Below are 25901 nucleotides of genomic sequence, written 5' to 3' on the forward strand. Positions count from 1 at the left end.
CCCTCGCTTCGCCTCGCAGGCGGGCGAGGGGAGCTTCCAGTGGCTGCGCTATTCGTAAAGCTGGGGGAGGGTGGCCGTAAGGCCGGGAGAGGCGAAAGGGGGGCAAAGAGTTTGTCATGCAGTGCGAGATTCCCCCTCTCTCGCCCCTCGCGGGGCACCCTCCCCCAAAGGGGAGGGAGCCGCTGAGCCTGGGCTCGGGTAAGTCGCCGCACGAAGCCACTTTGCTTCCGTCATCGCCAACACATCGCGGCAACGTTCATGACGCTACAATCAGGCACCGACAGCCTCGACAGGTCCCGCCATGAATAGCTCATCGCATATTCCCGAACTGATCCGCACCCTGCTTGCCGTGCTGTTGATCGCCTTGCTGCTGTTCGGCTGCTACTGGGTGCTACGCCCGTTCATCCAGGGCATGCTGTGGGCTTCATTGATCGTCGTTGCCAGCTGGCCCCTGATGTCGGGTGTGCAGGCCAAGGTGGGGGGCAGGCGCGGGCTGGCGGTGGCGATCGTGATCGTCATTCTGACCCTGGTGGTCTTCCTGCCTATCGTACTGTCCTTGCTGACCCTGATCGACAACGCGGATGCGCTCATCGCCTGGGTGAGCTCGGCGCGCGAGGGTTTTCTGGCGACACCGCCTGACTGGGTGGTTGGCTTGCCTGTCGTCGGGCCCAAGGTGGCCACGGAATGGCCGCGCCTGCTGGCCTCAGGCCCCGGCTCGCTGATGGGCAGCATCACGGCACATGGTCGCGAGATTGCCGCCTGGTTGATTGCGCGCGCGGGCACGCTGGGTTCGGCCCTGCTGCACTTCACCATTACCATCATCGTGGCTGCGCTGCTCTTTCTCAATGGCGAGAAGGTTGCTGCGTTCATGCGGCGGCTCGCCATGCGCCTGGGGGGCGCGCACATCGACATGCTGGTGACGCTGGCCGGTGAAACGGTGCGTGCGGTTGCGCTGGGTATCGTGGTGACGGCGATGGTGCAATCCGTCATCGGTGGCATCGGTCTGGCCATTGCGGGCGTACCGTTCGCCGCCGTGCTCACTTCCCTGATGCTGATGTTGTGCCTGGCTCAGCTTGGCCCGGGGCCGATTCTCATCCCGGCGGTGATCTGGCTCTTCCTGCAGGGCCATACCTGGCAAGGCGTGGTGCTGCTCGTATTCACCGTTTTTGGGCTGACACTCGACAATGTGCTGCGCCCATTGCTGATCCAGCGCGGTGCCGATATGCCGTTCCTGATGGTGTTTGCGGGCAGTATTGGCGGTCTGGTCGGCTTCGGCTTGTTCGGCTTGTTTGTCGGGCCGGTCCTGCTGCTCGTGACCTCCGTGCTGGTGAATGCCTGGATCGAGCGCGATGTGCCTCAGAACGCCAGAGAGGCTGTCAGGTAAATCATGCGCGACACGTAGTTGGCCGGCGTGTCGTTGCCGAGCGCGGACAGATAGCGTTGCTCGGCGCGATCAGGAATTTCCTGGTGGCGTTCGCCAAGGTTGATCGCATTGAGCGCCAGCTCGAGTTTCTTGCCTGCACCCAGCGTGGTGAGCCAGGCAACGCGCGCGTCGAAGCTCGTATAGGGCTTCGCCGTGTAGGAGGACACCGGCACGAAGCCGTCGCCGCCCGATAGCGAGCCCATGCGGATGCCGGTGAGCGTGCTCGACCAGCCATGACCCCATTGCTGTTGCCAGCTCAGGCTGGCCGTATAGGGCGCAATGCGGGCGTCTATGTTCTCATTGCCCGAGTGACGGTCGATGAGGGTGTGGCTGAACAGGATCTGGCTGCTGTCGACGGGCTTGAACTTGAACTGGTATTCGATGCCGCGCAAGGTGATCGGGTAGGACAGATTCACGTATTGCGATGAGCCGATCCAGGGGGTCAGCGCCGCATTCGAAGTCTGTGCTACGCGAACGACATAGTCCTTCACGCGCTCGTTGAACAGGCGCACGTCGAGGCTGCTGTCCAGTGTCTTGAAGCGGCCGAGGTAGCCCAGCTCTGCGCTGTCGATACGCGACTGCCTGAGATCCGGATTGGGCTGGTAGGCATGGACCAGCAGGGCGCCCGTCTTCGGATCGATGACGCGGACGTCGACGTTCTCCTCGAAAGTCGGGCGCTGCTGCCAGGCGCGCGACACGCCTGCGCGCAGGGTTTGTTGCGCGTCGAGCTGGGTGTTGATGAAGAGCCGCGGCGCGAAATGGGTGGGCTGGTCGCTGAAGTGTTCCAACGAGGCACCCAGATTGAGTTGCCAGTTGCGCGACAGGTGTTCGTCCAGATTGGCGAAAGCGCGATACATGTCGGCTGGCGGCAGCTTGCCGCCGCTGAACACGTAAGGCGCTTCGACGCTGTCGCGACGCACCTCGGCACCCCACACGGTCTGTCGCTGCTCATTGGAGCTGCGGCGCTGGAATTCCAGATGGTCGCGCGTGGCGCGCCGGTTGCGTTCGAGATCGGACGTGGTCGGCCCGTATGGAAAAGGCGACGGGATGATGGCGGTCCAGCCGTCCGTGACGTTTTCGCGATTGTGATAGTAGTGCAGCAGGGTTTCTTCGCCGGCGCTGGGAGCGTGCGTCCAGGTCAGGTGCAGGGCCTGCGCGTCGCTCGTGGACTTGCGCTCGGCATTGCTGGCGAACAGCGATTTCGGATAGCCCTCGCCCTTGCTGCCCGAGCTCAGACTCAGGCGCAGGGTCAATTCGTCGGCATTGCCAAGGCGCCAGTCGGTGCGCGTCGATAGCAGGTCGACGCGACGCGCATCGTTGAGATTGGCAAAGCCATCGTCATTGTGCGAGCTGACATTAATGCGCGTGCTGAGCGCGCCGGCAGCAGCATGCGTCATCAGATCCAGGTCGTGGATATCCGCGTTACCGCCCGTGAGCCGCGCCAGATTGATGGGCTCTTGCAGGGAGTGGCGCGTGATGATGTTGATCACGCCCATGAAGGCGTTCGCACCATAGCTCACGGCATTGGGACCGCGGACCACTTCGACGCGGTCGATTTCGTCGATGCTGACAGGCAAGGCGCTCCAGTCCACGCCACCAAAGGAGCTCGGCGAATAGATGGAGCGGCCATCGACGAGCACCTGCAATTCCGAGGGGAAGGTGCTGCCCAAGCCGTGATAGGTGACCCAGTGGTTGTTGCCGCGCTCCTGGCCGATCTGCATGCCGGGCACCAGGCGGAAGACGCGCGCCAGGTCGCGGTAGCCGGTCGAGCGGATGAAGTCGCCGCTGATGACGGTGACGGCGCCCGGCGCTTCGTTGAGCGGTTGCGGCATGCGCGAAGCACTCAGCACGACGGGCATGTCGGCAAGATAGGTGCTCTCGGCACTGGCCATGGCCTGGCTTGCGGCCAGCAGCAGGCCGCCCAGCAACGCGAGGCGTGGCGGGAGTCTGGAAACAGGTGCCCGCTGGATCAGTAACGCGGGCATCGTGCAACGTCGGTTTGTGTTGTGGTTATGGGCGTTCGCACGGACAGACGGAAAGTCAAAAAACAGGCCCCGGGAACAATCTTTGCGCCGTACGGCACGCAGCCGGCATATTAACCGCTCTGGCAGCCCGCTGCGACTGCGTAGTCACGGCAGATTGCGTCAGGTCATTTGCTGCCGTGCAGCGCGCAGCCCTGCTGACGATTCGGGGCGACGCCTCAGAACTGCAGCGAGCCGGTCAGGTAGATCATCCGCGAGGCGTAGTTCGCCGGCGTGTTGTCGCCGAAGGTGGCCAGGTAGGTCTGCTCGGACCGGTCCGGCATTTCCTGATGGCGCTCGCCGATGTTGATGGCATTCAGCGCGATTTCCAGCTTCATTTCCTTCCCCAGCGGCGTATGCCAGGCAATGCGCGCGTCAGCCGTGGTGTAGGGCTTGGCGCGGTACTGCGTCATCGGCACGAAGCCATCGCTCCCCGACAAGGGCCCCATGCGCACGAGCGTCAGCCTGCTCGTCCAGGCGCTGGTCCACGCCTGTTGCCAGCTCAGGCTGGCTGTATAGGGCGCGATACGGTAGTTGATGCCGTCCTGCGAGGGGCGATCGATGAGGGTGTGGCTGAACAGGATGTCGCTCGCCGCCGTGGGTTTGGCCTTGAACTGGTATTCGACGCCGCGCAGGGTGACGGGGTGCTGCAGATTCACGTATTGCGATGAGCCGATGTAGGGAGTCAGCACCGCAGTCGATGGTGCTTGCACCATCATCGTGTAATTGGTGATGCGCTCGTTGAAGAGGCGCACATCGAGACTGCTTTGCCAGGTCGTGAAACGTCCCAGGTAACCCAGCTCCGTGCTGTCGATACGCGCCTGCTTCAGGTCAGGGTTTGGTTGATTGGGATACACCAGCAGAACGCCCGTCGTCGGGTCATAGGCGCGCACGTCACCGTATTTCTGGAAAGTCAGCGGCTGCTGCCAGGCGCGTGAAAAGCCGCCGCGAAAGCTGTGCTTGGGGCTGAGCTGTGTATTGAGGAAAATGCGTGGCGCGACGTGGGTGGGCTCATTGCTGTAGTGCTCCACGGAGACGCCAAGATTGAGTTGCCAGTTGCGTGCCAGATGCTCGTCGAGGCTGGCGAATCCGCGTGCCAGATTCTCGGGCGGCGGGTTGCCCGCGCTGTACAGGAAAGGCGAGTCGATCTCGTCGCGACGCAATTCTCCGCCCCAGACGAACTGGCGCCGTTCCGTGGTGACGCGGTACTGCCCCTCGATGTCGTTGCGCACACTGCGCCGGTCGCGGTTGAGTGGCGGGTGCGAGACCGGATAGCCATAACCGGGGGGCAGGTAGGTCGTCCAGCCGTCCGTGAGGTGTTCGCGGTTGTGGTAGTAGTGGAACAGGATCTCTTCGTTGGCGCTCGCCGCGTGCGTCCAGTTCAGGTGAGCGGTCTGCGTACTGCTCGAGGATTTACGCTCGGGATTATTGTCGAACAAGCTTAGCGCGTAGCCCTCACCCTTGCGGACGGAGCTCTGGCTCAGGCGCATCGTCAGCTCGTCGGCATTCGACAGGCGCCAGTCCGCGCGTGCCGCCAGCGTATCGACGCGGCGCGAATCGTTGAGATTGTCGAAGCCCTCGTCGTTGTGGCTGACGGCCGAGATGCGCAGGCTGGCAGGCCCGAGCTTGGCGTGGGCCATCGCGTCCACGTCGGCGATGCCGTGGTCACCGACGCTGGCGCGTACGAGGTTGATCGGCTCCTGCAAGGTGTGCCGCGTGATGATGTTGATGGCGCCCATGAATGCATTGGCGCCATAGGTCACCGCATTCGGACCGCGAACGACTTCGATGCGATCGATCTCGTCGATGTTCAGGGGCAGGGCGCCCCAGTCCACGCCGCCGAAGACGCTGGGCGTGTAGATCGAACGACCGTCGATGAGCACCTGCAGTTCGGACGGAAAGGTGCCGCCCAAGCCGTGATAGGTCACCCAGTAGTTGTTGCCCCGCTCCTGGCCGACCTGCATGCCGGGCACCAGACGGAAGACGCGCGCCAGATCGCGGTAACCGGTCGAGCGGATGAAATCGCCGCTGATGACGGTGATGGCGCCCGGCGCTTCGTCAAGGGGTTGCGGCATGCGTGAGGCGCTGAGCACGACGGGCAGATCGGCGAGATAGGGTTTCTCGGCGCTTGCCATGGCCTGGTTTGCGGCCAGCAGCAGGCCGCCCAGCAATGCGAGGCGTGGCGGGAGTCTGGGTGTGAGTGTCCGCAGGATCAGCAAAGCGGCCATCGTGCAGCGGCGTCAGGAGTTGTAGGTATTGGCGTGCGCACGGACAAACAGATGATCAAAGAAGCTGCCCCGGGAATCGACAATGCATGAAGTGCAACGCTGTGGGCATATTAACCGCTCAGGCGGCTTGCCGTGACCGCGCAAGCGTCATCGACGGCAATCGACGCACGCTTTGTCGTGATTTTGTCTTCTTCTTGTGGTCTTTTTGGCCGCGAGCACACATTTCAAGCCGTTTTACGGGCAAATCGGCGCGTCGGGTTTGAACTGCTGCCCTGCATTCGATAGCATTGCTGACCTGCGCTTCCCCGCCCGTCGGACCTTCCGGATCGTTTCCTCATGTTGCAAACCTCGTCAGTGCCCGCCGTGCCTCGTTCGGCGCGCAAACCCGTCATTCGCAAGCTGTCGGCCTCGCAGGCTTTCAGCTGGCTGGGCAGTGGCTGGAGTCTCTTCATTGGCCAGCCTGTGCAGTGGGCGCTCATGGCGCTGGCGGTTTTCATCATCATGGCGCTGGTCTCCACCGTACTTGTGCCGCTGCCCATCATCGGGCCGATGGCGGGGCCGGTGCTGTTCGTGTTGCTCACCGGAGGCATGCTGTCTGCGGCGGAACGCCAGTCACGGGGCGAAACCGTGCGCTTCCTGCACCTGTTTGATGGTTTCCGCGTCCATGGCGGCAGCCTTGCGCTGGTGGGCGTGCTGTTCAGCATTCCGCTCGTGCTGATGCTGCTGGTGGTACAGCTGGCCCTCGTCGGCGGCTTGTTGGCCGGCGTGCTGGGTGCCGTGCTGGGGAGTGCGCTGAGCAGCCTGTTGAGCGCGGCGACGGCCTTCATCTCGGTGCTGGTGACCGGGCTGGGCGTGTCGGTGTTCATCTACCTGTTGATGATCCTGGCCCTGGTGAACGCGCCAGCCCTCGTCACTTATCGCGCCTTGCCGCCACTGGAGGCACTGGGCCTGTCGCTGAAGGCCAGCCTGCGCAATCTGGGGGCGACCCTGTTGTTTGGCTTGCTGATGTACGTGCTGTTTGCCGTATCCCTGATGCCTGCCGGACTGGGCGTGCTGATCTTCATTCCGGTGAGCGTTGGTGCCTTGCGCCAGGCCTGTCTCGACATGTACGGCGACGCCGTGCACGAGGTATGAGCATGCAGGCCAAGCGTTTGCCCGCTGCGCGCGGCTGGTTCTGGTTCGTCGGCGGTCTGAAGCTGTGGCAGCGCAACCCGGCCATCGTCGGCCTGGCTGCCATGCTGAGCTTCCTGTTGTCCGGGCTGGTTGGAAGCGTGCCGTGGATCGGTTCGCTGCTGATCTGCCTGATCGGTCCGTTTCTCGACATTTTCCTGCTGCACGTCTGCCATGCCGTGAGTCTCGAACGGCGGGTCAATCCCAAGGTGTTGACGAGTGGGTTCGTCGCCATCTTCCAGCGGAACGGCAATGCGCGTGTGAACGGCTTGCTGATCCTGGGAGTGGTGACCTTTGTCGGCCTCATGCTGGGCAAGGGCTTGATGACCCTCGTTGCGGGCGAGTCGCTGCAGCAGATTGCAGCGAGCAGCGAAGCCGCCAGCGCCACCATGGCCAACGCTGCGGCGGGGGCATCGTTGCCACAGGCGGCGATCGCACCAGTTGCCTTGCCATTCAATGCCATGCTGGCCCTGCTGTTCAACCTGCTGGGCATTTCGGTGCTGAGCATCGTCATGTGGATCGCGCCAGCCCTGACCGCTTTCGCCGACGTGCCCCCAGTCAAGTCGCTGTTCTTCAGCGTCATTGCCTGCTGGCGCAACAAGGCGGCCTTTCTCGTTTTCGGCTTGTCGCTGGCGGGGCTGTCGGTTCCGTTGAGCATCATCATGCTGTTTGGCGGCGTGGGCCAGGCGGTGGCCGTCATGGTGCTGTTCGGTGTCCTCATGCCGGCCTGTCTTGCCAGCAATTACCTCAGTCTGACCGATATCTTCGGCCCCTTGCAGCAGGCTCCGCGCGCCAACGAGCATGACGCCTGAGATGTCTCCGGACAGGCCGCTGGGGATTTTCGGCGGCACCTTCGATCCCATCCACATCGCCCACCTGCGCCTCGCGCAGGAAGCGCTCGACGCGTGCGCGCTGGGCGCCGTGCGTTTCATCCCGGCCGGCCAGCCGCCGCACCGAGCTCGCCCCGGCGCGACCTCGGCAGACCGGTTGGCCATGGCGCGTCTGGCGCTGGCGGGCAGCGCGCAATTCGAGCTCGACGAAGCCGAGGTCCTCAGCGATGCGCCGAGCTACACCGTGCCGACGCTGGAACGTCTGCGCGGGCTGTTCGGCCAGGAGCGCCCCTTGGTGTTGCTGCTGGGCGTCGACGCTTTTCTCGGCCTGCCGGGCTGGCATCGCTGGCGTGAACTGTTCGATCTGGCGCATATCGCCGTGGCGACGCGCCCCGGCCATGTGATGGATTTCACGTCAGGCGCTGCAAAAAGCGATGCTGGCCGGGCGGCCCTGGAGGAGGAGTTCGCTGCCCGCCAGGCGCCCTCGCCAGATGCGCTCTCAGCCACGCCAGCCGGGCGTATCAGCCATTTCGAGATGACCCCGCTGGAGATTTCCGCGACGGCCATCCGCGCCGTTCTGGCGGCCGGCAGGAGCCCGCGCTTCTTGGTGCCAGACGGCGTTCTCGACTATATTGAAGCGCAAAGGCTTTACATTTGAAGGCGTAGCCGCCCTCCCGGCGGGCCCCGCTCACCTCCCCTAAATTCAGGAAAACAGACCTCCGCATGGATATTCGCAAGCTGCAGAAAATCGTTGTCGACGCCCTTGAAGACATCAAGGCCAAGGACATCGAAGTCATCAACGTCACCAAGCTCACCTCTCTTTTTGATCGTGTCGTGATCGCCAGTGGTGATTCCAACCGGCAGACACGCGCCCTCGCGCGTCACGTCGCGGAGAAGGTCAAGGAAGCAGGCGGTGAAATCATCAGCATCGAAGGCGAGCAGACCGGTGAATGGGTGCTGGTCGATGCGGGCGATGTCGTCATCCACATCATGCAGCCCGCAGTACGCAGCTACTACAACCTCGAAGAGCTGTGGATTGCGACGCCGGCAGCACGTCGCAAGTTGATGGCCGAGCACGAAGCCGATCACTCGGCAGATGCTCGCGCTTCGCGCGCAGCCTGAAACAGGCTCGGCGGATTTGAAGCTGTACGTCGCCGCAGTCGGCACGAAAATGCCCGGCTGGGTTGAGGCCGGCTTCGAGGAATATGCCAAACGATTTCCGCGTGATTGCTCGCTCGAGCTGATCGAGGTGCGCGCCGAGCCGCGCACCACTGGCAAGACCCCTGCCGCAATGATGGAACTCGAAGCCACGCGCTTGCGCCAGGCCATCCCGCCACGCACACGTCTCGTGGTGCTCGACGAGCGCGGCGAAGACATGACCTCGCGCAAGCTTTCCGAGCGTCTGCAGAAGTGGCAGGACGGTGGCGACGACGTGGCCTTCGTCATCGGCGGTCCTGACGGACTTGCGCCGGCCTTGAAGCAGGGCGCCCATGAGAGCATGCGTCTCTCCAGCCTGACCTTGCCGCATGCCATGGTGCGTGTCATGCTCGCAGAAGCGCTCTACCGTGCGTGGAGCCTGCTGAACAACCATCCTTATCACCGCGACTGAGGCGGCTGCCCCGGTCGCACGAATTTCCGACCGAACATGGCATCCGACACCTCACTGCCGCGTATCTATCTGGCATCCACAAGCCCACGCCGCCGCGAACTCCTGCACCAGATCGGTATCGACTTCGATACCTTGTTCTTCCGCGTGCCGCCACGTGAAGACGACGATATTTCCGAAGCCATCATCGGCAATGAATCCGCCGTCGAGTACGTCACCCGCGTCGCTGCCGCCAAGGCCGAGGGCGCAATGCGCCGCATCGTGTGGCGCAAGCTGCGCCGCCAGGCCGTGTTGTCGGCAGATACCACGCTGGAGGTCGACGGTGAAATCATCGGCAAGCCGGACAACGCCGAGCATGCCGTTCAGATACTGCGAAAACTATCTGGCCGTGAGCATCGCGTTCTGACCGCGGTGGCCTTGGCCAACGATGATGTGCTCAAGCAGCGCCTGTCGATCAGCACCGTGCGCATGCGCGAGCTCTCTGATCAGGACATTGCGGCCTACGTCGAGAGTGGCGAGCCATTCGGCAAGGCTGGCGCCTACGGCATCCAGGGCCGCGCCGCCGCCTTCATTTCGGAGATCCACGGTTCGTACTCCGGCATCATGGGTTTGCCGCTGTTCGAGACGGCCGAATTGCTGCGCGAGTTCAGCCAGGAGTCATGACAGGGCCTGCCCGCAGCGAACATGGATACACATGAGCTGAAGAGCAATACTGTTGCATTCCTGGGTTTTGCCATCGCAGTACCCATTGCGGCGATGGGCATATTCAATCTCACCCCGAGAACGGCCACGGGTGGGGCGATGCTGCTTGTTTCGGGATTCGTTGCCGGCATTGGCTTGTGGTTTGTCTCCTTGCCGATCAACTGGCTGGGGCGGCAAATTCGATCCCGACTGCTTTGCAATGCGCTGAGTGCAGTGATACTGGTCGTGTTTGGTATCGCCTGCTTTGGGGTGGTGCTCCACTTCTTGCCGTTTTTATCCGAGCATTTCTATTTCAGACGCTTCTGGAGTTAACGCCGCGACACCAGCGCCGCATTCGCCGACAGGTAGATCAGCGCCAGGAAGGGCCACAGGAAATCGGCCAGCCGAGTCAGGCCGTGGAAGTTGAGGAAGTGGCTTTCGTGAATGAGCCGCATCGAGGCCAGCTCGAAGGGATTTTCCGGGGCGATGTTGACCAGCACCGTGCATAGCAGGATGGCGAGGCAGGCGAGGCTGTGCTGCAGCCAGCCGGGTAGCCGCCAGGCCACGATGAGTGCCGTAACGCCGACCAGCAAGCCACGCAAGGCCCCCGGCGTCGCCCATTGCCAGGGCGCGGGCGGCACGATGAAGATGTAGTCGGCCAGGGAGCGTACGGCCAGGCCGCCAAGCAGCACCAACATCACCACGACACCACTCGGTTCCTGCATGCAGCGCCGCAACAGCAGGCCGAGGGCAATCACGTTCAGTGACACGATGAGGGTTTCGATGACGACGAAACGTCGCGCCGAAAACATGATGGCGGCCGGCAGGTCGAACAGCGGTCGCATGTCGCCGGTACCGAACAAGGTGCTGGTCGGTTCCAGCTGGGTCAGCCACCACAGTGCAATGAGCACCATGCCGACTTCGCCGATGTGGCCGGGCAGGATGCGGCGCCGGCGCCAGCTGGCCAGCGCGCCGCTGTAGTCGAAGAGGTTGCCCCAATACAGACCTGCGAGCCCTCCAAGCAGGCCGCCAAACGTGTTGGTGGCGAGGTCCACGTTCGAGGCCACGCGTGTCGGCAGGTAGTTCTGCACGAACTCCAGCGAGCCGCTGAGCAAGGCGCAGAGCAGGATGGTCGACATGAGCACGATGCGTTTGTCGCTGCCATGCCAGAACGAGGCTGCCAGCATGAAGCCCAGTGGTACGAAGCCCAGCGCATTGAGCCACAGGTCGGCGAAAGTGTTGTAGCGCGGCAGTGGCGCGACGAGAAAAGCGAACGGGCTGATGCCCGTGTCGCGCCAGCCGGAGAAGGGGTGCAGGCACGCATAGGCCGTCAGCAGCGCATAGGCCAGGGCCAGATAACGAGGTAGCCGACGGTCGTGCTGCATGCGCGCCTACCGGGTGTGGCCCGGCATCATGGCGCTTTGACAGGGGGCGTCCCTGTCAAAGCCGCTGAGCCTTGATTCGCACCCCGGACGTCGCGAGCGCAATCGAGTATGTGTCGGCAGACCCGCTACGCTCATACGCCGCCGCTATGGCCAGCGGCCGGCCCACCAGCTGCGGGGCTGACGTGAGCAAGCGGGCGATCACCGACGTGATGGGGCGTCTGGCCGCTTGGCGGCTGCGGAATCGGTGGCGTGCGCATGACTTGCGGCAGCAGCGAAAACAGGATGAAGCTCGTGAGCGAGACGAGGAAGCCGACGAAATGCGGCAGCCAGACCTCGGTCCATGCGGGTGCTGTGGCCTCCAGCGAGAGCCAGGTCGTGAGCCCCAGCAACATCGATGTGATGGCGCCTTGCGTGGTCGCGCGCTTCCAGTAGACGCCCATCACCAGCGGCACGAAGGCCGCCACCAGCGTGACCTTGTAGGCGTTCTCGACCAGGCCGTAGATCGACAGTTTCGAGTTCATCGCGATATAGGTGACCACGCAGGTGAAGACCAGCACGACGCCTTGCATGCAGCGCAGGAATTGCTTGTCTGTCATGCCCGGTTTCCAGGCCTTGAGAATGGGGCGCAGCAGGTTTTCCGAGAAAGTCACTGACGGTGCAAGCAGCGTCGCCGACGCGCAGCTCTTGATGGCCGAGAGCAAGGCGCCGAAGAACATGATCTGCGCGATCAGAGGCACCTTCTGCAACACGAGCTGCGGCAGGATCAGTTGCGAGTCCGTATCGATGTACCGGGCGACCAGTTCGGGCGCGATGAGGGTCGCGCAGTAGGCGAGGAACATCGGGATGAAGGCGAAGCAGAAGTACAGCGAACCGCCCAGAACCGAGGCCCACACGGCCGTGAATTCGTTCTTCGACGACTGCACGCGCTGGAACACGTCCTGCTGCGGGATGGAGCCCAGCATCATCGTCACGGCAGTGCCGGCAAAGAGCACGATTTCGTTGAGATTGAGCCCTGGCCAGAACTTGAACTTGCCAGCGGCCTCGGCATGCGCAAGGACGGCGCCGACACCGCCTGCGCTGCCACTTACATCCCAGCCGATGTAGAGCAGGCCGATGACGATGACGATCATCTGCAGGAAGTCGGTAATCGCGACGGCCCACATGCCGCCGAACAGGGTGTAGATCAGCACCGAACCGGCGCCCAGCATCATCCCGGTTTCCTGCGATACGCCACCATCGGACAGCACGAAGAATACGAGCCCCAGCGCCTTGATCTGCGCCGCGACCCAGCCGAGATAGGAAATGACGATGGCAACTGTGGTGACCAGCTCGACCGTGCGGCCGAACCGCAGACGGTAGTAGTCACCAATGGTCAGCAAGTTGAGGCGATAGAGTGGCTTCGCGAAAAACAAGCCAACGAAAATCAGACACAGCGATGAGCCGAAAGGATCTGCGACGACGCCGCCGAGACCGTCCTTGAGGAAGGTGGCGGGGATGCCCAGTACTGTCTCGGAACCGAACCAGGTCGCGAACACTGTCGCGGTGACGACGTAGAACGGCAGCGAGCGGCCGGCGACGGCGTAGTCCGTGGTGGTCTTGACGCGCAGCGCGGCATAGAGGCCGATGCCGATCGAGACCAACCAGTAAATGATGACGAAGGTGAGCAGCATTGAACGACCCCGAAAAGTGCTGGAATTATTATCGGCGGATTATACCTATGGCTGCCAAGCGCCTCATGCGGGCTTTGTGCCGGCCTGTTGCGCGGCTTCGGCTGCCAGCTTCTGCATTTCGTTGACGAAATCGGGGTCTTCGCCGTGCAGCAGGCCGGGCAGGGCGGCGCGGAAATCGGCGCGCTCGCACCACTCGCGCATGAAGTCTTCCCACGAGCGCCACATGCGCAACTGCTTGCGATCCATATCGTCCTCGTAGACCAGCAGATAGGCGCGCTCGAACAGGCTGACGAGGATGGAGTAGAGGGCGAGGCGCCGGTCCAGCTGTTCCTCGGTGAGGTCGGTGGCGACGCTCGAGCGCAGCTTCAGATCGGAGTTCTGCAACACCAGCTCCATGAAGCGCGAGTAGTCGTCGGAGAGCTTGAGATAGATCTCCTCTTCCTCATTGGCGCGCTCGCGGCGCTGCTCGAAGATGAAGACCGCGATGGCAAAGGGCAGTGCGACGATCGTGATGATGAAGCTCGCCAGCTCCATCCAGTCCTTGAATTCGTTCATGGCCTGTTGTCTTGCATGCTGCGGCGGGTGCCGCTGGGAGAAACAGTATCCCCGATGTCGTGCAGGACGAGAAATCGGCACCGTGCCGGAAAAGAAAACACCCGCACGCGGCGGGTGTGGGTGATGGCTGGCGCCGGCGGCGCTTTACAGGCGGTAGCTGGCGACCACCTTCTGCATGGTGTTGGCCAGTGCGTCCAGCTCGCGCGCTGATTGCGCACTCTGGCGCGCCGCGGCATTGCTTTCCTCGGCCATCTGCGCGATGCGCTCCACCTGTTGCGCAATGCTGGTGCTGGCCGAGCTCTGTTCGCGGATCGCATGGGTGATCTCGCTGACCATCTCGACTGCGCTCTCGCTGCTCTCGCCGATCTGGCGAATCGCACTATTGGCTTCAGCCGCACGTGCGACGCCTGCCGAGACGCGTTCGACGGCTTGCTCCATGCTCTCCACGGCGTTGCGTGCACTGCCGCGCACGGTGTCGACCATGGACGAGATTTCATGCGTGGATGCGGCCGTGCGTTCGGCCAGCTTGCGCACCTCGTCGGCCACCACCGCAAAGCCGCGGCCTTGTTCGCCAGCGCGTGCCGCTTCGATGGCAGCGTTGAGCGCCAGCAGATTCGTTTGATCGGCCACTTCGCGGATGACGGCGACCACCGAGGAGATGCGATCGCTCTGCTCTTCGAGCTCGCGGATGCGGCCCGAAGCGGCATTCACCGTGTCGGCAATTTCGTTGATGTCGTGCACTGTCTGGCCGATGACTGTGGTGCCCGCCTCGGCAAGCTGGCCCGAACGCGTCGACTCGGCATTGGCTTCGCTGGCGCGGTCGCCCACGTGCGTGATGCTGACCGTCAGTTCTTCGATGGAGGCGGCCATGTTCGACGCAGATGCGCTTTGCTGGTCGGAGGCGCTGGCAACCTGATCCGATGACGTGGCCATATGTGTTGACGCGATGGAGAGCTTCTGCGCGCCCTCGGCAATCGTCTTCAGATTGCCCTGCAGCTTTGCCAGCAGGCGATTGAGCAAGCCGGCCATGACGCCTATCTCGTCATTGCTGTGGATCTCGGCACGTGCCGTGAAGTCCTGCTGGTTTTCGATACGCGTGATGAGTGCCTGCATGCTGCCCAGTGCCGTGCGGATGCTGCGCGTCATGAACAAGCCGATCAGGCTGACGGCAATCAGGCCGAGTGTGACGGCACCGAGGGCCAGAAAACGTGCGTTGCGTGCAAAGCTGGCCGAGGTCTCGGCCTCGCGCCGCGTGATCTCGTAGTTGTATTCGACGTGCGCCTTGATGGCGTCGGCCAGCTTGTTGGCGAGCGGCGTCAGGTCGGATTCGATCAGGGCGCGCATGCCCTCCGCATCGCTGCTCTTCGACAGGCGCAGTGCCTTGGCCACGCCGGCGCGATAAATCATCATCGCCATCTTGTCGTCTTCGAGCAGCTGCTTGTCCTTGTCGTCGTCGAGCAGGGCTTCGTAATCCTTGGTGTGCTTCTCGAACTCACGGCGTTGCTCCGTGATCCGGCTCTCGATGTCGTTCTTCACCGACTCGGTCGAGGTCAGCGCCAGCGCCAGTACGTTGATGCGTGTCTCGTCGACGGCTTTGCTCATTTTCTCGAGCACCGTGATCGACGGAATCGTATTGGCGTTGACGTTGTTGAGGGCCTTTTCCAGGCGAGCTGTGCCTATCAATCCAGCCGCGCCGACCACCAGCAGGGCCGCAGCCGAGCCGACCACCATGATGGTCAGCTTCTTCGCAATCGTGAGGCTCATCCTTGTCTCCGCTTCATTCTTGTCATTTCGCAATTATTCGAGGGCGAATAGGGCGCAACGGCAGGAAACGCGGAAAACTGAATCGTTGAAGCGTGAAAACATGTGTCGTTCTGAGAGGTAGGCCGGAGCGTTCCTTTTGTCAGAACTCAGAGCCGATAGCTGGCCACCACGCGTTGCATGCTGCCTGCGAGCGTGTCGAGTTCGCGCGCGGCCTGGGCGCTTTCGCTGGCAGCGGTATTGCTCTCTTCTGCCATCTGGGCGATACGCTCCACTTGCTGGGCGATGCTGGTGCTGGCCGCATTCTGCTCGCGGATGGCGTGCGTGATTTCGCTGACCATGTCGACGGCTTCACGGCTGCTGCTGCCGATCTGGCGGATGGCGTCACTGGCGTTGGCGGCGCGCTCCACACCCGCCGCCACGCGGGTGACTGCCGTGCCCATGCTTTCGACAGCTTCCTTGGCGCTGCCGCGCACTGTCTCCACCATCGAGGAGATCTCATGCGTCGAGCTGGCGGTGCGCTCGGCCAGCTTGCGTACTTCGTCGGCCACCACGGCAAAGCCACGGCCTTGCTCGCCGGCGCGAGCGGCTTCGATGGCTGCATTGAGTGCCAGCAGATTGGTCTGGTCCGCCACTTCGCGAATGACGGCCACGACGGAGGAAATGCGGTCGCTCTGTGTTTCCAGCTCGCGGATGCGGCCGGATGCGTGGTTCACCGTGCCGGCAATGTCGTTGATGTCGGTGACGGTCTGGCCGATCACCTGTTCGCCCGTGTCGGCGAGGACGCCGGACGTGGAGGAAAGCTGGTTGGCCTCTGCGGCACGGTCGCCGACATGGCCGATGCTGACGGTCATCTCCTCGATGGAAGCCGCCATATCGGCAGCCGAGCTGCTCTGCTGGCCAGAAGCCGTGGCGACCTGACCGGCCGTGACGGCCATGCGGTTTGCCGCGCTGGCGACGCGCTGCGTGCTTTCGGCAATGGTCTTGAGATTGCTCTGCAGCTTGTCGATGAGCCGGTTCAGGATGCCGGCCATCTCGCCAATCTCGTCCTGCTGCAGGATGGGCACGCGCACCGTGAAGTCCTGATCGCGCTCGATACGCACCAGCACGCTCTGCGTATTGCTCAAGGCCGCCTTGATGCTGCGGATGGTGAAGTAGCCGACCCCGCCTATCATGGCCAGGCCCAGCACGATCGCACCCCATGCAATCCAGCGGCCGCTGTTGCGCGTATCGGCCGCGTCCTGTGCGTTGGCCTTGGCACTTTTCTCGTTGTAGGCCGCATGGACTTCCAGCGTGTCATAGAGCTTGTCGGCGAGCGGGCGCATGGCGTTGTTGAGCGCACGCGCGCCTTCGGCATCCTGTTGCCTGGCCTTGGCGACGATGCCATCGACCGCTTCGAGAAAGGCCTGGGTGGCGGCGCGGTCGTCTTCGAACAAGCGACGGTCTTCGTCATCTGCGACCAGCGTGCCATAGGTCTCGAAGAGTCCTTGCAGGCGCTGGCGGTAGGTGCGGATGCGCTCGTCAGCGCGCTCGGCTATTTCGGGCGTGGCGGCGCTGGTGTAAAGCAGGGCGCCGAGACGGATGTTGAGTACGCTGGTCTCCATGTCGTCGATGGCGCCGATGCTCGGGATCGTGTTGCCATTGACCTTGTCGAGCGAGGTGGAGAGGGCATTGGCAGAGAGCATGCCTGCCAGCCCGACCACGACCAGTGCGATGGCCGAGATGGCAATCATGACGGTGAGACGCGCTGCAATGGTGAGTTTCATGGTTCGCCCTGCCTTTCGGAAACGTCGCGGTTCGCCTATGCATATCGGCAATCGCAGACGAGGGCTGAAGGGGCGGCGCATGCCTGCCTGGCGGCTTACAGGCCCGGGTCGGAGCCCTGCATGCCGCTCAGCGCCGAATCGACGATATGCCGTGTGAGTTGCGGTGCGAACAGCTCGATGAAGGCGTAGGCATAACCGCGCAACCAGGCATTGCGCGGCAGGCCGATGCGCGTCGTGGAAGACTCGAACAGGTGCGAGGCGTCGGCTGCGGCCAGGCCGCGATCGAGCAGCGGGTCGAAAGCCATGCTGGCGATGATGCCGATCCCGAGGTCCATGCTCACGTAGGTCTTGATCACGTCCGAATCCAGCGCCGTCAGCACCACATTAGGTTTCAGGCCGCGGCCGAGGAAGGCCTTGTTGATCTGGCTGCGGCCGGCAAAGGCCGAGTCATAAGTGATGATCGGGTAATGCGCGATCGCCTCCAGCGTCAGCAGCTTGTCACGCAGGATGGGGTGGCCTGTCTTGGCAATCACGCTGCGGTTCCACTGCTTGCACGGCAGCATCACCAGATCCGGCGTATCGGCAATCGCCTCCGTCGCAATCGCGATATCCGCCTGTCCGCGCAACACCATCTCGCAGTTCTGCGTCGGATTGCCCTGGTGCAGATGCAGCTGCACCTTCGGATAACGCCGCACGAACTCCGCCACCACCTTTGGCAAGGCATAGCGCGCCTGCGTATGGGTTGTAGCGATAGTCAGAACGCCAGCTTCCTCATTCTGGAACTCGTTGCCCACCGCCCGCAGATTGTCCGCCTCGCGCAGCATGCGCTCCGCAATCGCCACCACCTGCCGCCCCGGCTCGGTGATGGCAGTCAGGCGCTTGCCATGCCGCACGAAAATCTCGATGCCGAGTTCCTCCTCGAGCAGCTTGATCTGCTTCGACACGCCGGGCTGCGAGGTGAACAAGGCATCCGCCGCCTCCGACATGGAGAGCTTGCGGTTAGCGACTTCGAGGACGTAGCGGAGTTGTTGGAGGTTCATGTCTGGGTGGGCGAGTCAGCATGTAAAGCGAAACACGACAGCATTTTCAACTTGGCCTGAAAGTCCGAGTTCTCTGCGTAAATCTTTTCGTAGCAACCTAAGTACTTCGTCGATTTTTGCACCGCTACCAGCAGCGTGCTTCTGAAGGTATGTGATCGTTGCCTCAACTTGCGCTGTGGTACCAAGCAATTGAATGTCCGCCACAGCAGATTCAAATGCCTGTTTCTGATCTTCGGTTTGCTTAGCTCGATTGGCTGCTGATTCAAGCCGCCGATAGGCATCTAACAAGAACTGAATTCGTAAATCCCGACGCTTGTTTTGGATATCGCGGTAGACATTGAACTGATGTGCCGCAAACCACCCCACTATCGCAATAACTGCCGGGATAGCGAACTTAAGTGTTTCGGAATCGAACATATGATTTCCACGCAGATAAAGGCCTCGGATTCCCGAGCGAGCGGGTGCTCAGGCAAGGCGGCCCGCGCAGAGCAGGCCTTTCGGCCGGCGAGCGGGCCAACGCAGCATGAGCCCCGCGCAGCCGGGAAGACGAGGCCTTTATATTACTTTTTCTTCTATGGGTGTGAATGAAACAGGGGGTAGAGACCCAAAACCCCCGCGCTATGATCCAGCCTCCCCGAGTCCCATACAAAAGAAACCATGAACCTGCTCTACCCAGTCGCCGGCTTTGCCGTTGGCACCATCGTCGGCCTGACCGGTGTGGGTGGCGGTTCGCTCATGACGCCCTTGCTGGTGCTGCTGTTCGGCGTGAATCCTTCCGTCGCGGTCGGTACCGACCTGCTCTACGCCTCGATCACCAAGGCGGGCGGCACGCTGGCGCACAGCCTCAAGGGCACGGTGGACTGGACGATCACGCGTACGCTGGCCATGGGCTCCCTGCCGGCCGCCGCGCTCACGCTGTGGCTGGTGCATCAGTATTTTCCGGGTGGCCTGGGCGGTGCATCCAAGCTGATTTCCTTCGCGCTGGGCATTGCACTCTTATTGACCGCACTGTCCCTGGTTCTGCGCAAAAAGCTGCAGGCATTTGCGCAAAAACACGCACCTTCGGCACCGGATCCACGCCGCACTTTCTGGCTGACCGTGCTGGCCGGCGCCGTGCTTGGCGTGCTGGTTTCCATCTCCTCGGTGGGCGCAGGTGCGCTGGGCGTGACGGTATTGTTTTTCCTGTACCCTGCGCTGCCCGCGCACCGCATCGTTGGCTCGGATATTGCACATGCCGTACCGCTGACGCTCGTAGCGGGTCTCGGCCACTGGTGGCTGGGCAGCATCAACTGGCTGCTCCTCGGCAGCCTGCTGATCGGTTCCTTGCCTGGTATCTGGCTGGGCAGCCATATTTCCGCAAAAGTCCCGGAGAAGGTCTTGCGCCCCATTCTGGCAGGCATGCTCGTGCTTATCGGCACCAAGCTCATTGCTGCCTACTGAACAACTAGACTGAAGAATCGAATCCCCGGAAAGTCGCCATGTACAAATACGACGAATATGACCATCGCATCGTGAAGGAGCGTGTCGCGCAATACCGCGACCAGACGCGCCGTTATCTCGCGGGCGAGCTGACGGACGACGAGTTCCGTCCGTTGCGTCTGCAGAATGGTCTCTACATCCAGCGCCATGCGCCGATGCTGCGCGTGGCCATTCCCTACGGCCTGCTCAGCTCGACGCAATTGCGCAAGCTGGCGCACATCGCGCGCGAGTACGACCGCGATTACGCCCACTTCTCGACGCGCCAGAACTGCCAGTACAACTGGCCCGAGCTGACGCGCGTGCCGGACATTCTCGAAGAGCTGGCCAGCGTTGAAATGCACGCCATCCAGACTTCGGGCAACTGCATCCGCAACATCACGACCGACCAGTTCGCGGGTGTCGCGCCGGATGAGGTGGTGGACCCGCGTCCGATGGCGGAAGTGCTGCGCCAGTGGAGCACGTTCCATCCGGAATTCGCGCTGCTGCCACGCAAGTTCAAGATCGCTGTCAGCGGTACGACCGATGACCGCGCTGTCGTGCAGATGCACGACATCGGCATGGAGTTCTACCGCGGCGCCAACAACGAGCTGCTGATCAAGCTGTGGGTTGGCGGGGGCCTGGGCCGTACGCCGATTCTGGGCGAGGTGATCCAGGAGGCGCTGCCCTGGCAGCACGCCATCACATATTGCGAAGCCATCATCCGCACCTATAACCGCTGGGGTCGTCGCGACAATTCGTACAAGGCGCGTATCAAGATCCTCGTGAAAGCGTTGGGTATTGAAGAATTCCGCAAGCAGGTCGACGCTGAGTGGGCGCATCACAAGGATGGCCCGAACACGATCACGCAAGCCGAACTGGACCGCGTGGCCACGCACTTCGACGCGCCTGCCTACGAAACGCTGAGCGAGAGCAATGCTGCGTTCGAGGAGAAGCTTGCTTCCGACAAGGCCTTCAGCAACTGGGTGAAGCGCTGCGTGCATGCGCACAAGGTGTCGGGTTATCGCGCCATCACCTTGTCGCTCAAGCCGACCGGTATTGCACCGGGCGATGCGACCTCCGAGCAGATGGACATCGTCGCCAACTTCGCCGACCAGTACAGCTTTGGCGAACTGCGCGTGTCGCACGAGCAGAACCTGATCCTGGCCGACGTGAAGCTCGGTGACCTGTACGAGCTGTGGAAGACGGCCAAGGCCGCCGGTCTGGCGACGCCGAACATCGGCCTCATCACCGACATCATCTGCTGCCCGGGTGGCGACTTCTGCTCGCTGGCCAATGCACCGAGTATTCCGATTGCACTGTCAGTGCAACAGCAGTTCGATGACCTCGATTACCAGCACGACATCGGCGAGATCGAGGTCAACATCTCCGGTTGCATGAACGCCTGCGGTCACCACCACGTCGGTCACATCGGCGTGCTTGGCGTCGATAAGGATGGTTCGGAGTGGTACCAGGTCAGCATCGGCGGCAAGCAGGGCAATGACGCGAGCCTCGGCTCGGTGATCGGCCCGTCTTTCGCGGCTGCGGAAGTAGCGGGAGTGGTGCAGCGCCTGATCGACGTGTATCTGGAAAACCGCACGCCTGAAGAGCGTTTCATCGACACGGTGCGTCGCCTCGGTGTGGCGCCGTTCAAGACGCGCGTCTATGCAGATCGCCTGCCGGGCAAGAAGGAAGTAGCAAATGTCTAACTTGATCAAACAACTCAATGGTTCGGCGTTGATCGCCACTGACGATGACTGGCAGATCGTGCGTCTGCCCGCCGTACAGGAAGAAGTGAAGAAGCAGGCCGGCAAGGTCGTGCTGTTCAAGCTGACCAACGCTGAAACCGCAACGCCCGAACTGATTGCTGCGACCGAAGTGCCTGCGGGCAAAGTCATTCTGCCGTTGTCCGTGTGGCTGGCGCGCAAGAGCGAATTCGCTGCGCGCGTCGCCGCAGGCGAAATCGGCGTGTGGCTGGAAACGCATGAGCTGGTGGAGACGTTGTTTGCGGATCAGCCGGATCTGAACGTCTTCCCCGTGATCGGCGTGTTTATCGAGCGTCACCCGGACGGCCGTGCCTACTCGACGTCTTCGTTGCTGCGCACGCGCTTTGGTTTCCGCAACGAGCTGCGTGCGTTTGGCGACGTGCTGCGCGACCAGTTGTTCTTCCTGAATCGCTGCGGTTTTACCTCGTTCGAAATCCGCGCCGATCGTTCGGCACAGGATGCCCTCGCTTCGCTGAAGGACTTCAGCGAGCCGTATCAGGCTGCCGTGGTGATCGATCAGCCTGTATGGCGTCGTCACGCACGCGTCTGAGGACATCGCTGAAATGGAACAGACCGTTTCTTTCCTCAAGCCGCGCGCAACGAATCCGGCGACCCATCCGGAGCTGACGGATGCGCTGCGCATGAGCGTGGGCGTCAAGTGCGCCAATGCGCTCGAACTGCTGCACGCGATTGCTGATCAGCACGATGGCGCCAACGGCTCCGTGACTTTCGCCAACAGCTTCGGCGCGGAAGACATGGTGCTGACCGACATCATCCTCAGCGAGCAATTGCCGATCGAGATTTTCTCGCTCGACACGGGGCGGCTTCCAGCCGAGACCTACTCGCTGATGGGCGAGGTCGAGCAGAAGTACGCCACGCATCTGAAGGTGTTCTTCCCGGAGAGTGCGGCGGTCGAAAACTACGTGCGCACCAACGGAATCAACGCGTTCTACGACTCGGTGGAAATGCGCAAGGCCTGCTGCGGCATCCGCAAGGTCGAGCCGTTGCGCCGCGCTTTGAGCGGCAAGAAGGCGTGGATCACCGGCCTGCGCGCTGCCCAGAGCACCACGCGTACCGATCTGCCGGTGCGCGAGTACGACGCAGGCAATGGTCTGGAAAAATACAACCCGCTGGCCGACTGGAGCGAGCAGGAAGTGTGGGCCTACATCCGCATGCATGAAGTGCCGTACAACGCGCTGCATGACCAGTTCTACCCCAGCATCGGCTGCGCGCCGTGCACACGTTCCATCGCAGTTGGTGAGGATGTGCGTGCTGGACGCTGGTGGTGGGAAAATCCCGACTCCAAAGAATGCGGACTGCATGTAAAGAAGTAACCCGTTGAGCGATCCCCATCGCGGGCATGACTTGCTGAAGAAAAAATGACGACTCTGACGAAACAAACCCTGTCTCACCTCGACTGGCTGGAAGCCGAGGCCATCCACATCATGCGTGAGGTGGCAGGCCAGTGCGAACGCCCCGTGTTGCTGTTCTCCGGCGGCAAGGATTCCATCTGCATGCTGCGCGTCGCGGAGAAGGCTTTCCGCCCGGGCAAGTTCCCGTTCCCGCTGATGCACATCGACACCGGCCACAACTACAAGGAAGTGGTCGACTTCCGCGACAAGCGCGCCGCCGAACTGGGTGAGCGCCTGATCGTGCGTTCTGTCGAAGACTCGATGAAGCGCGGCACCGTGGTGCTGAAGTCGGCTGACGAATCGCGCAACAAGCATCAGTCCGTGACCCTGCTCGAAGCGATTGCCGAGTTCGAGTTCGACGCCTGTATCGGCGGCGCACGCCGCGACGAAGAGAAGGCCCGCGCCAAGGAGCGCGTGATGAGCTTCCGCGACGAGTTCGGTCAGTGGGATCCGAAGAACCAGCGCCCGGAGCTGTGGAACCTGTACAACGCCCGCACGCACAAGGGCGAGAACATCCGCGCCTTCCCGATCAGCAACTGGACCGAGATGGACGTGTGGCAATACATCGAGCGCGAGAAGCTCGAGCTGCCGTCGATCTACTTCGCACACCAGCGCAACGTGGTGATCCGCCAGGGTGCCATCGTGCCGGTCAATGTGCCGCTGGCCAGTGGCGAACTGGTCAATGTGCCGCGCGCGGGTGAAGAGATCGTCGACATGGAAGTGCGTTTCCGCACCGTCGGCGACATCACCTGCACGGCGCCCGTGATCAGCGATGCCGACACGGTCAGCAAGATCGTGCTGGAAACGGCGACGACCACCATCACCGAACGTGGCGCGACGCGTCTCGACGATCAGACTTCCGATGCTTCGATGGAGCAACGGAAAAAAGAAGGTTATTTCTAAGATGTCTGCAAACGAAAATATTACTGAGTTGGACAAAAACGGCGGCCTGCTGCGCTTCATGACCTGCGGCAGCGTGGACGACGGCAAGAGCACGCTGATCGGTCGCCTGCTGTTCGATACGAAGACCATCCTCGCCGACACGCTGACGCAGATCGAGAAGACCTCGAAGAAGCGCGGCATGGAAGCAGTCGATCTGTCGCTGCTCACCGATGGTCTGCAGGCCGAGCGCGAGCAGGGCATCACCATCGACGTGGCGTATCGCTACTTCTCGACGGGCACGCGCAAGTACATCATCGCCGACGCACCGGGCCACGAGCAGTATACGCGCAACATGGTTACTGCTGCGTCGACGGCGAACCTCGCGATCATCCTCGTCGATGCGCGCAAGGGCGTGCTCACGCAAACCCGTCGTCATAGTTACCTCGCGCATCTCGTCGGTATTCCGCATCGCGTCGTCGCCATCAACAAGATGGACCTCGTCGATTACAGTCAGGAAACCTATGAGCGCATCTGTGGCGAGTACCGCGCTTTCGCCGAGAAGATGGGCCTGATCCCCGAAGGCGGCGATCTGCAGTTCATCCCGATGTCGGCACTCAACGGCGACAACATCGTCGACCGTAGCGATGCAATGTCCTGGTACAAGGGCCCGACCCTGCTGGAAGTGCTGGAGTCGGCGCCAGCCGCGCACAGCGAGCACGACGAACCGTTCCGCTTCCCGGTGCAGTTCGTGTGCCGCCCGCAGGATTCGGCCAATCCCGAGCTGCACGACTACCGCGGCTTCATGGGCCGCGTTGAGTCCGGTTCGATCCGCGTCGGTGACGACGTGACCGTGTTGCCGTCCGGCCGCACCAGTCGCGTCAAGGCGGTGCATCTGGGTGGCGAGCCGATTGCCGAAGGCGTGACCGAACAGTCCATCACCCTGCTGCTCGAAGACGAAGTCGACATCTCGCGCGGCGACATGATCGTCAAGTCGTCCGAAGTGCCGGAAGCGCGCAAGGAAGTCGAAGCAATGGTGTGCTGGCTGTCCGAGACGCCGCTGTCGCCGGCACGCACTTACGCGATCCGCCACACGACGCGCACCAGCAAGGCCAAGCTCAACGGCATCGCTTACCGAGTGGACGTGAATTCGCTGGAGCACGTTGATGCGACGCAGCTGGCTGTGAACGACATTGCGCGTGTCAGCCTCAAGCTGGCGCTGCCTGTGTTCGCCGACGCCTATACGCAGAACCGTGGCGCAGGCGCTTTCATCGTGATCGATGAGTCGACCAACAACACCGTCGGTGCCGGCATGATCCTTTGATCGGCCAGAAGATGTAAAACAGGCCCGTGCGGGGATGCTTTGCAAGCCCCGCACGGGCCTTTGGTTTATAGTGCATGCCGTTTTGTCACGCTTCTTGACTCTTCTTGCGCCAGAATGCGCAACCTCATACGGAACTGCTCCCGCTGGATCGGTCCGCGAATACCAACCAAGGAAAACCATGAAAAAGACTTTCATTGCCGTGGTCTGCGCATTGGGCGCAGTGGCCGCTTCCGCAGCGGAGATGACCGAAGACCAGAAGACGGTCTACGCAATTGGCGCCATCATCGGCAAGCAAGTGTCGGTCTTCAATCTGTCGCCCGCCGAGCTGGAACTGGTCAAGAAGGGTTTGAGCGACGCCACCAACGGCAAGCCTGCTGTCGAGCTGGAAACGTATGGGCCGAAGGTTCAGGAGCTGGCGCAGAAGCGCATGGCTGCTGCTGGCGCGAAGCAAGCCGCTGCAGGCAAGACCTACCTCGAGAAGGCTGCCAAGGAAACCGGCGCACAGAAGACGGCTTCAGGCCTGATCTTCATCTCGCAGAAGGACGGCACGGGCGCGAGCCCGACGATCAACGATACGGTCAAGGTTCACTACCGTGGCACGCTGATCGACGGCACCGAGTTCGACAGCTCCTACAAGCGTGGCGAGCCGATCGAGTTCCCGCTGAATGGCGTGATCAAGTGCTGGGGTGAAGGCGTGGCGAAGATGAAGGTCGGCGGCAAGGCTCGCCTGGTCTGCCCATCGGCCATCGCTTATGGCGAGCAAGGCGCAGGCGGTGCAATTCCACCTAACGCTACGCTGAACTTCGAAGTCGAACTGCTCGGCATCAAGCCGCCAGCACCGGCTCCGGCAGCAGCACCGGCGCCAGCAGCTCCGGCACCTGCCAAGAAGTAATCTGCTTCAACAGCAATGAAAAAGGCCACCGCATGCG

At 62.3% G+C, this 25901-nt stretch carries 24 protein-coding genes; 15 read left to right on the top strand and 9 right to left on the bottom strand.

Annotated features, from left to right (window positions below):
* Positions 1–301: 301 nt before the first annotated feature.
* Entirely contained in the window at positions 302–1384 is a 1083-nt protein-coding gene (gene ydiK, locus VVD49_RS07410) for an AI-2E family transporter YdiK (RefSeq protein ID WP_327598498.1), read from the top strand.
* Here ydiK and VVD49_RS07415 read toward each other — a convergent pair.
* Both VVD49_RS07415 and VVD49_RS07420 read right to left on the bottom strand, forming a co-directional pair.
* Positions 1357–3408, bottom strand: coding sequence for a TonB-dependent receptor plug domain-containing protein (locus tag VVD49_RS07415; RefSeq protein WP_327598499.1), 2052 nt, complete (start codon positions 3406–3408; stop codon positions 1357–1359). The genes ydiK and VVD49_RS07415 overlap by 28 nt on opposite strands.
* A 215-nt stretch (positions 3409–3623) precedes the next feature.
* Entirely contained in the window at positions 3624–5672 is a 2049-nt protein-coding gene (locus tag VVD49_RS07420; RefSeq protein WP_327598500.1) for a TonB-dependent receptor plug domain-containing protein, read from the bottom strand.
* A 336-nt stretch (positions 5673–6008) separates the two neighbouring features.
* Here VVD49_RS07420 and VVD49_RS07425 point away from each other — a divergent pair, with 336 nt between their 5' ends.
* The 7 genes from VVD49_RS07425 to VVD49_RS07455 all read left to right on the top strand — a co-directional run bounded on the left by VVD49_RS07425 (position 6009) and on the right by VVD49_RS07455 (position 10292).
* Positions 6009–6806: a BPSS1780 family membrane protein gene (locus VVD49_RS07425; protein ID WP_327598501.1), complete on the top strand. Its 798-nt coding sequence runs from the start codon at positions 6009–6011 to the stop codon at positions 6804–6806.
* A 2-nt stretch (positions 6807–6808) separates the two neighbouring features.
* Positions 6809–7654 (top strand): BPSS1780 family membrane protein, encoded by an 846-nt coding sequence (locus VVD49_RS07430; RefSeq protein ID WP_327598502.1) that lies wholly within the window; start codon positions 6809–6811, stop codon positions 7652–7654.
* Positions 7644–8330, top strand: coding sequence for a nicotinate-nucleotide adenylyltransferase (gene nadD / locus VVD49_RS07435; protein ID WP_327598503.1), 687 nt, complete (start codon positions 7644–7646; stop codon positions 8328–8330). Before VVD49_RS07430 ends, nadD begins: the two co-directional genes overlap by 11 nt.
* Before the next feature lie 65 nt (positions 8331–8395).
* A complete protein-coding gene (gene rsfS / locus VVD49_RS07440; RefSeq protein WP_327598504.1) occupies positions 8396–8794 on the top strand; it encodes a ribosome silencing factor in 399 nt (132 codons plus the stop codon).
* 16 nt (positions 8795–8810) lie between these two features.
* Positions 8811–9281, top strand: a complete 471-nt coding sequence (gene rlmH / locus VVD49_RS07445; protein ID WP_327598505.1) for a 23S rRNA (pseudouridine(1915)-N(3))-methyltransferase RlmH — start codon at positions 8811–8813, stop codon at positions 9279–9281.
* 36 nt (positions 9282–9317) lie between these two features.
* Entirely contained in the window at positions 9318–9941 is a 624-nt protein-coding gene (locus VVD49_RS07450) for a Maf family protein (RefSeq protein ID WP_327598506.1), read from the top strand.
* Positions 9942–9962: 21 nt separating this feature from the next.
* Positions 9963–10292, top strand: a complete 330-nt coding sequence (locus tag VVD49_RS07455) for a hypothetical protein (RefSeq protein WP_327598507.1) — start codon at positions 9963–9965, stop codon at positions 10290–10292.
* Here the strand turns inward: VVD49_RS07455 and VVD49_RS07460 are convergent.
* From VVD49_RS07460 to VVD49_RS07490, 7 genes are all read right to left on the bottom strand, one after another.
* On the bottom strand, positions 10289–11344 hold the full coding sequence (locus tag VVD49_RS07460) for a VanZ family protein (RefSeq protein WP_327598508.1): 1056 nt from the start codon (positions 11342–11344) through the stop codon (positions 10289–10291). The genes VVD49_RS07455 and VVD49_RS07460 overlap by 4 nt on opposite strands.
* A gap of 131 nt (positions 11345–11475) precedes the next feature.
* A complete protein-coding gene (locus VVD49_RS07465) occupies positions 11476–13014 on the bottom strand; it encodes a high affinity choline transporter 1 (RefSeq protein WP_327598509.1) in 1539 nt (512 codons plus the stop codon).
* A 63-nt stretch (positions 13015–13077) separates the two neighbouring features.
* Positions 13078–13569, bottom strand: a complete 492-nt coding sequence (locus tag VVD49_RS07470; protein WP_327598510.1) for a hypothetical protein — start codon at positions 13567–13569, stop codon at positions 13078–13080.
* Between the two features lie 144 nt (positions 13570–13713).
* On the bottom strand, positions 13714–15333 hold the full coding sequence (locus VVD49_RS07475) for a methyl-accepting chemotaxis protein (protein ID WP_327598511.1): 1620 nt from the start codon (positions 15331–15333) through the stop codon (positions 13714–13716).
* A 146-nt stretch (positions 15334–15479) separates the two neighbouring features.
* Positions 15480–17096, bottom strand: a complete 1617-nt coding sequence (locus VVD49_RS07480; RefSeq protein WP_327598512.1) for a methyl-accepting chemotaxis protein — start codon at positions 17094–17096, stop codon at positions 15480–15482.
* Positions 17097–17191: 95 nt separating this feature from the next.
* Complete coding sequence (gene cysB, locus VVD49_RS07485; protein WP_327598513.1) at positions 17192–18136, bottom strand: HTH-type transcriptional regulator CysB; 945 nt, start codon at positions 18134–18136, stop codon at positions 17192–17194.
* A 15-nt stretch (positions 18137–18151) separates the two neighbouring features.
* Entirely contained in the window at positions 18152–18553 is a 402-nt protein-coding gene (locus VVD49_RS07490) for a hypothetical protein (RefSeq protein WP_327598514.1), read from the bottom strand.
* A gap of 240 nt (positions 18554–18793) precedes the next feature.
* On the opposite strand from VVD49_RS07490, the gene VVD49_RS07495 reads away from it, so the two are divergent.
* The 7 genes from VVD49_RS07495 (at position 18794) to VVD49_RS07525 (ending at position 25864) form a co-directional block, all read left to right on the top strand.
* On the top strand, positions 18794–19576 hold the full coding sequence (locus tag VVD49_RS07495) for a sulfite exporter TauE/SafE family protein (RefSeq protein WP_327598515.1): 783 nt from the start codon (positions 18794–18796) through the stop codon (positions 19574–19576).
* Between the two features lie 38 nt (positions 19577–19614).
* Positions 19615–21300, top strand: a complete 1686-nt coding sequence (locus VVD49_RS07500; RefSeq protein ID WP_327598516.1) for a nitrite/sulfite reductase — start codon at positions 19615–19617, stop codon at positions 21298–21300.
* Entirely contained in the window at positions 21293–21907 is a 615-nt protein-coding gene (locus VVD49_RS07505; protein ID WP_327598517.1) for a DUF934 domain-containing protein, read from the top strand. Before VVD49_RS07500 ends, VVD49_RS07505 begins: the two co-directional genes overlap by 8 nt.
* A 13-nt stretch (positions 21908–21920) precedes the next feature.
* A complete protein-coding gene (locus VVD49_RS07510) occupies positions 21921–22691 on the top strand; it encodes a phosphoadenylyl-sulfate reductase (protein WP_327598518.1) in 771 nt (256 codons plus the stop codon).
* A gap of 45 nt (positions 22692–22736) precedes the next feature.
* Positions 22737–23672: a sulfate adenylyltransferase subunit CysD gene (gene cysD / locus VVD49_RS07515; RefSeq protein WP_327598519.1), complete on the top strand. Its 936-nt coding sequence runs from the start codon at positions 22737–22739 to the stop codon at positions 23670–23672.
* Position 23673: 1 nt separating this feature from the next.
* Positions 23674–24972 carry a sulfate adenylyltransferase subunit 1 gene (locus VVD49_RS07520; RefSeq protein WP_327598520.1) on the top strand — a complete coding sequence of 433 codons (1299 nt, stop codon included), beginning with the start codon at positions 23674–23676 and terminating at the stop codon, positions 24970–24972.
* A gap of 178 nt (positions 24973–25150) precedes the next feature.
* Positions 25151–25864 carry an FKBP-type peptidyl-prolyl cis-trans isomerase gene (locus tag VVD49_RS07525; protein WP_327598521.1) on the top strand — a complete coding sequence of 238 codons (714 nt, stop codon included), beginning with the start codon at positions 25151–25153 and terminating at the stop codon, positions 25862–25864.
* The last annotated feature ends 37 nt before the right edge of the window (positions 25865–25901 follow it).

This window comes from Uliginosibacterium silvisoli (assembly GCF_036017035.1).
Taxonomy (GTDB): Bacteria; Pseudomonadota; Gammaproteobacteria; order Burkholderiales; family Rhodocyclaceae; genus Viridibacterium; species Viridibacterium silvisoli.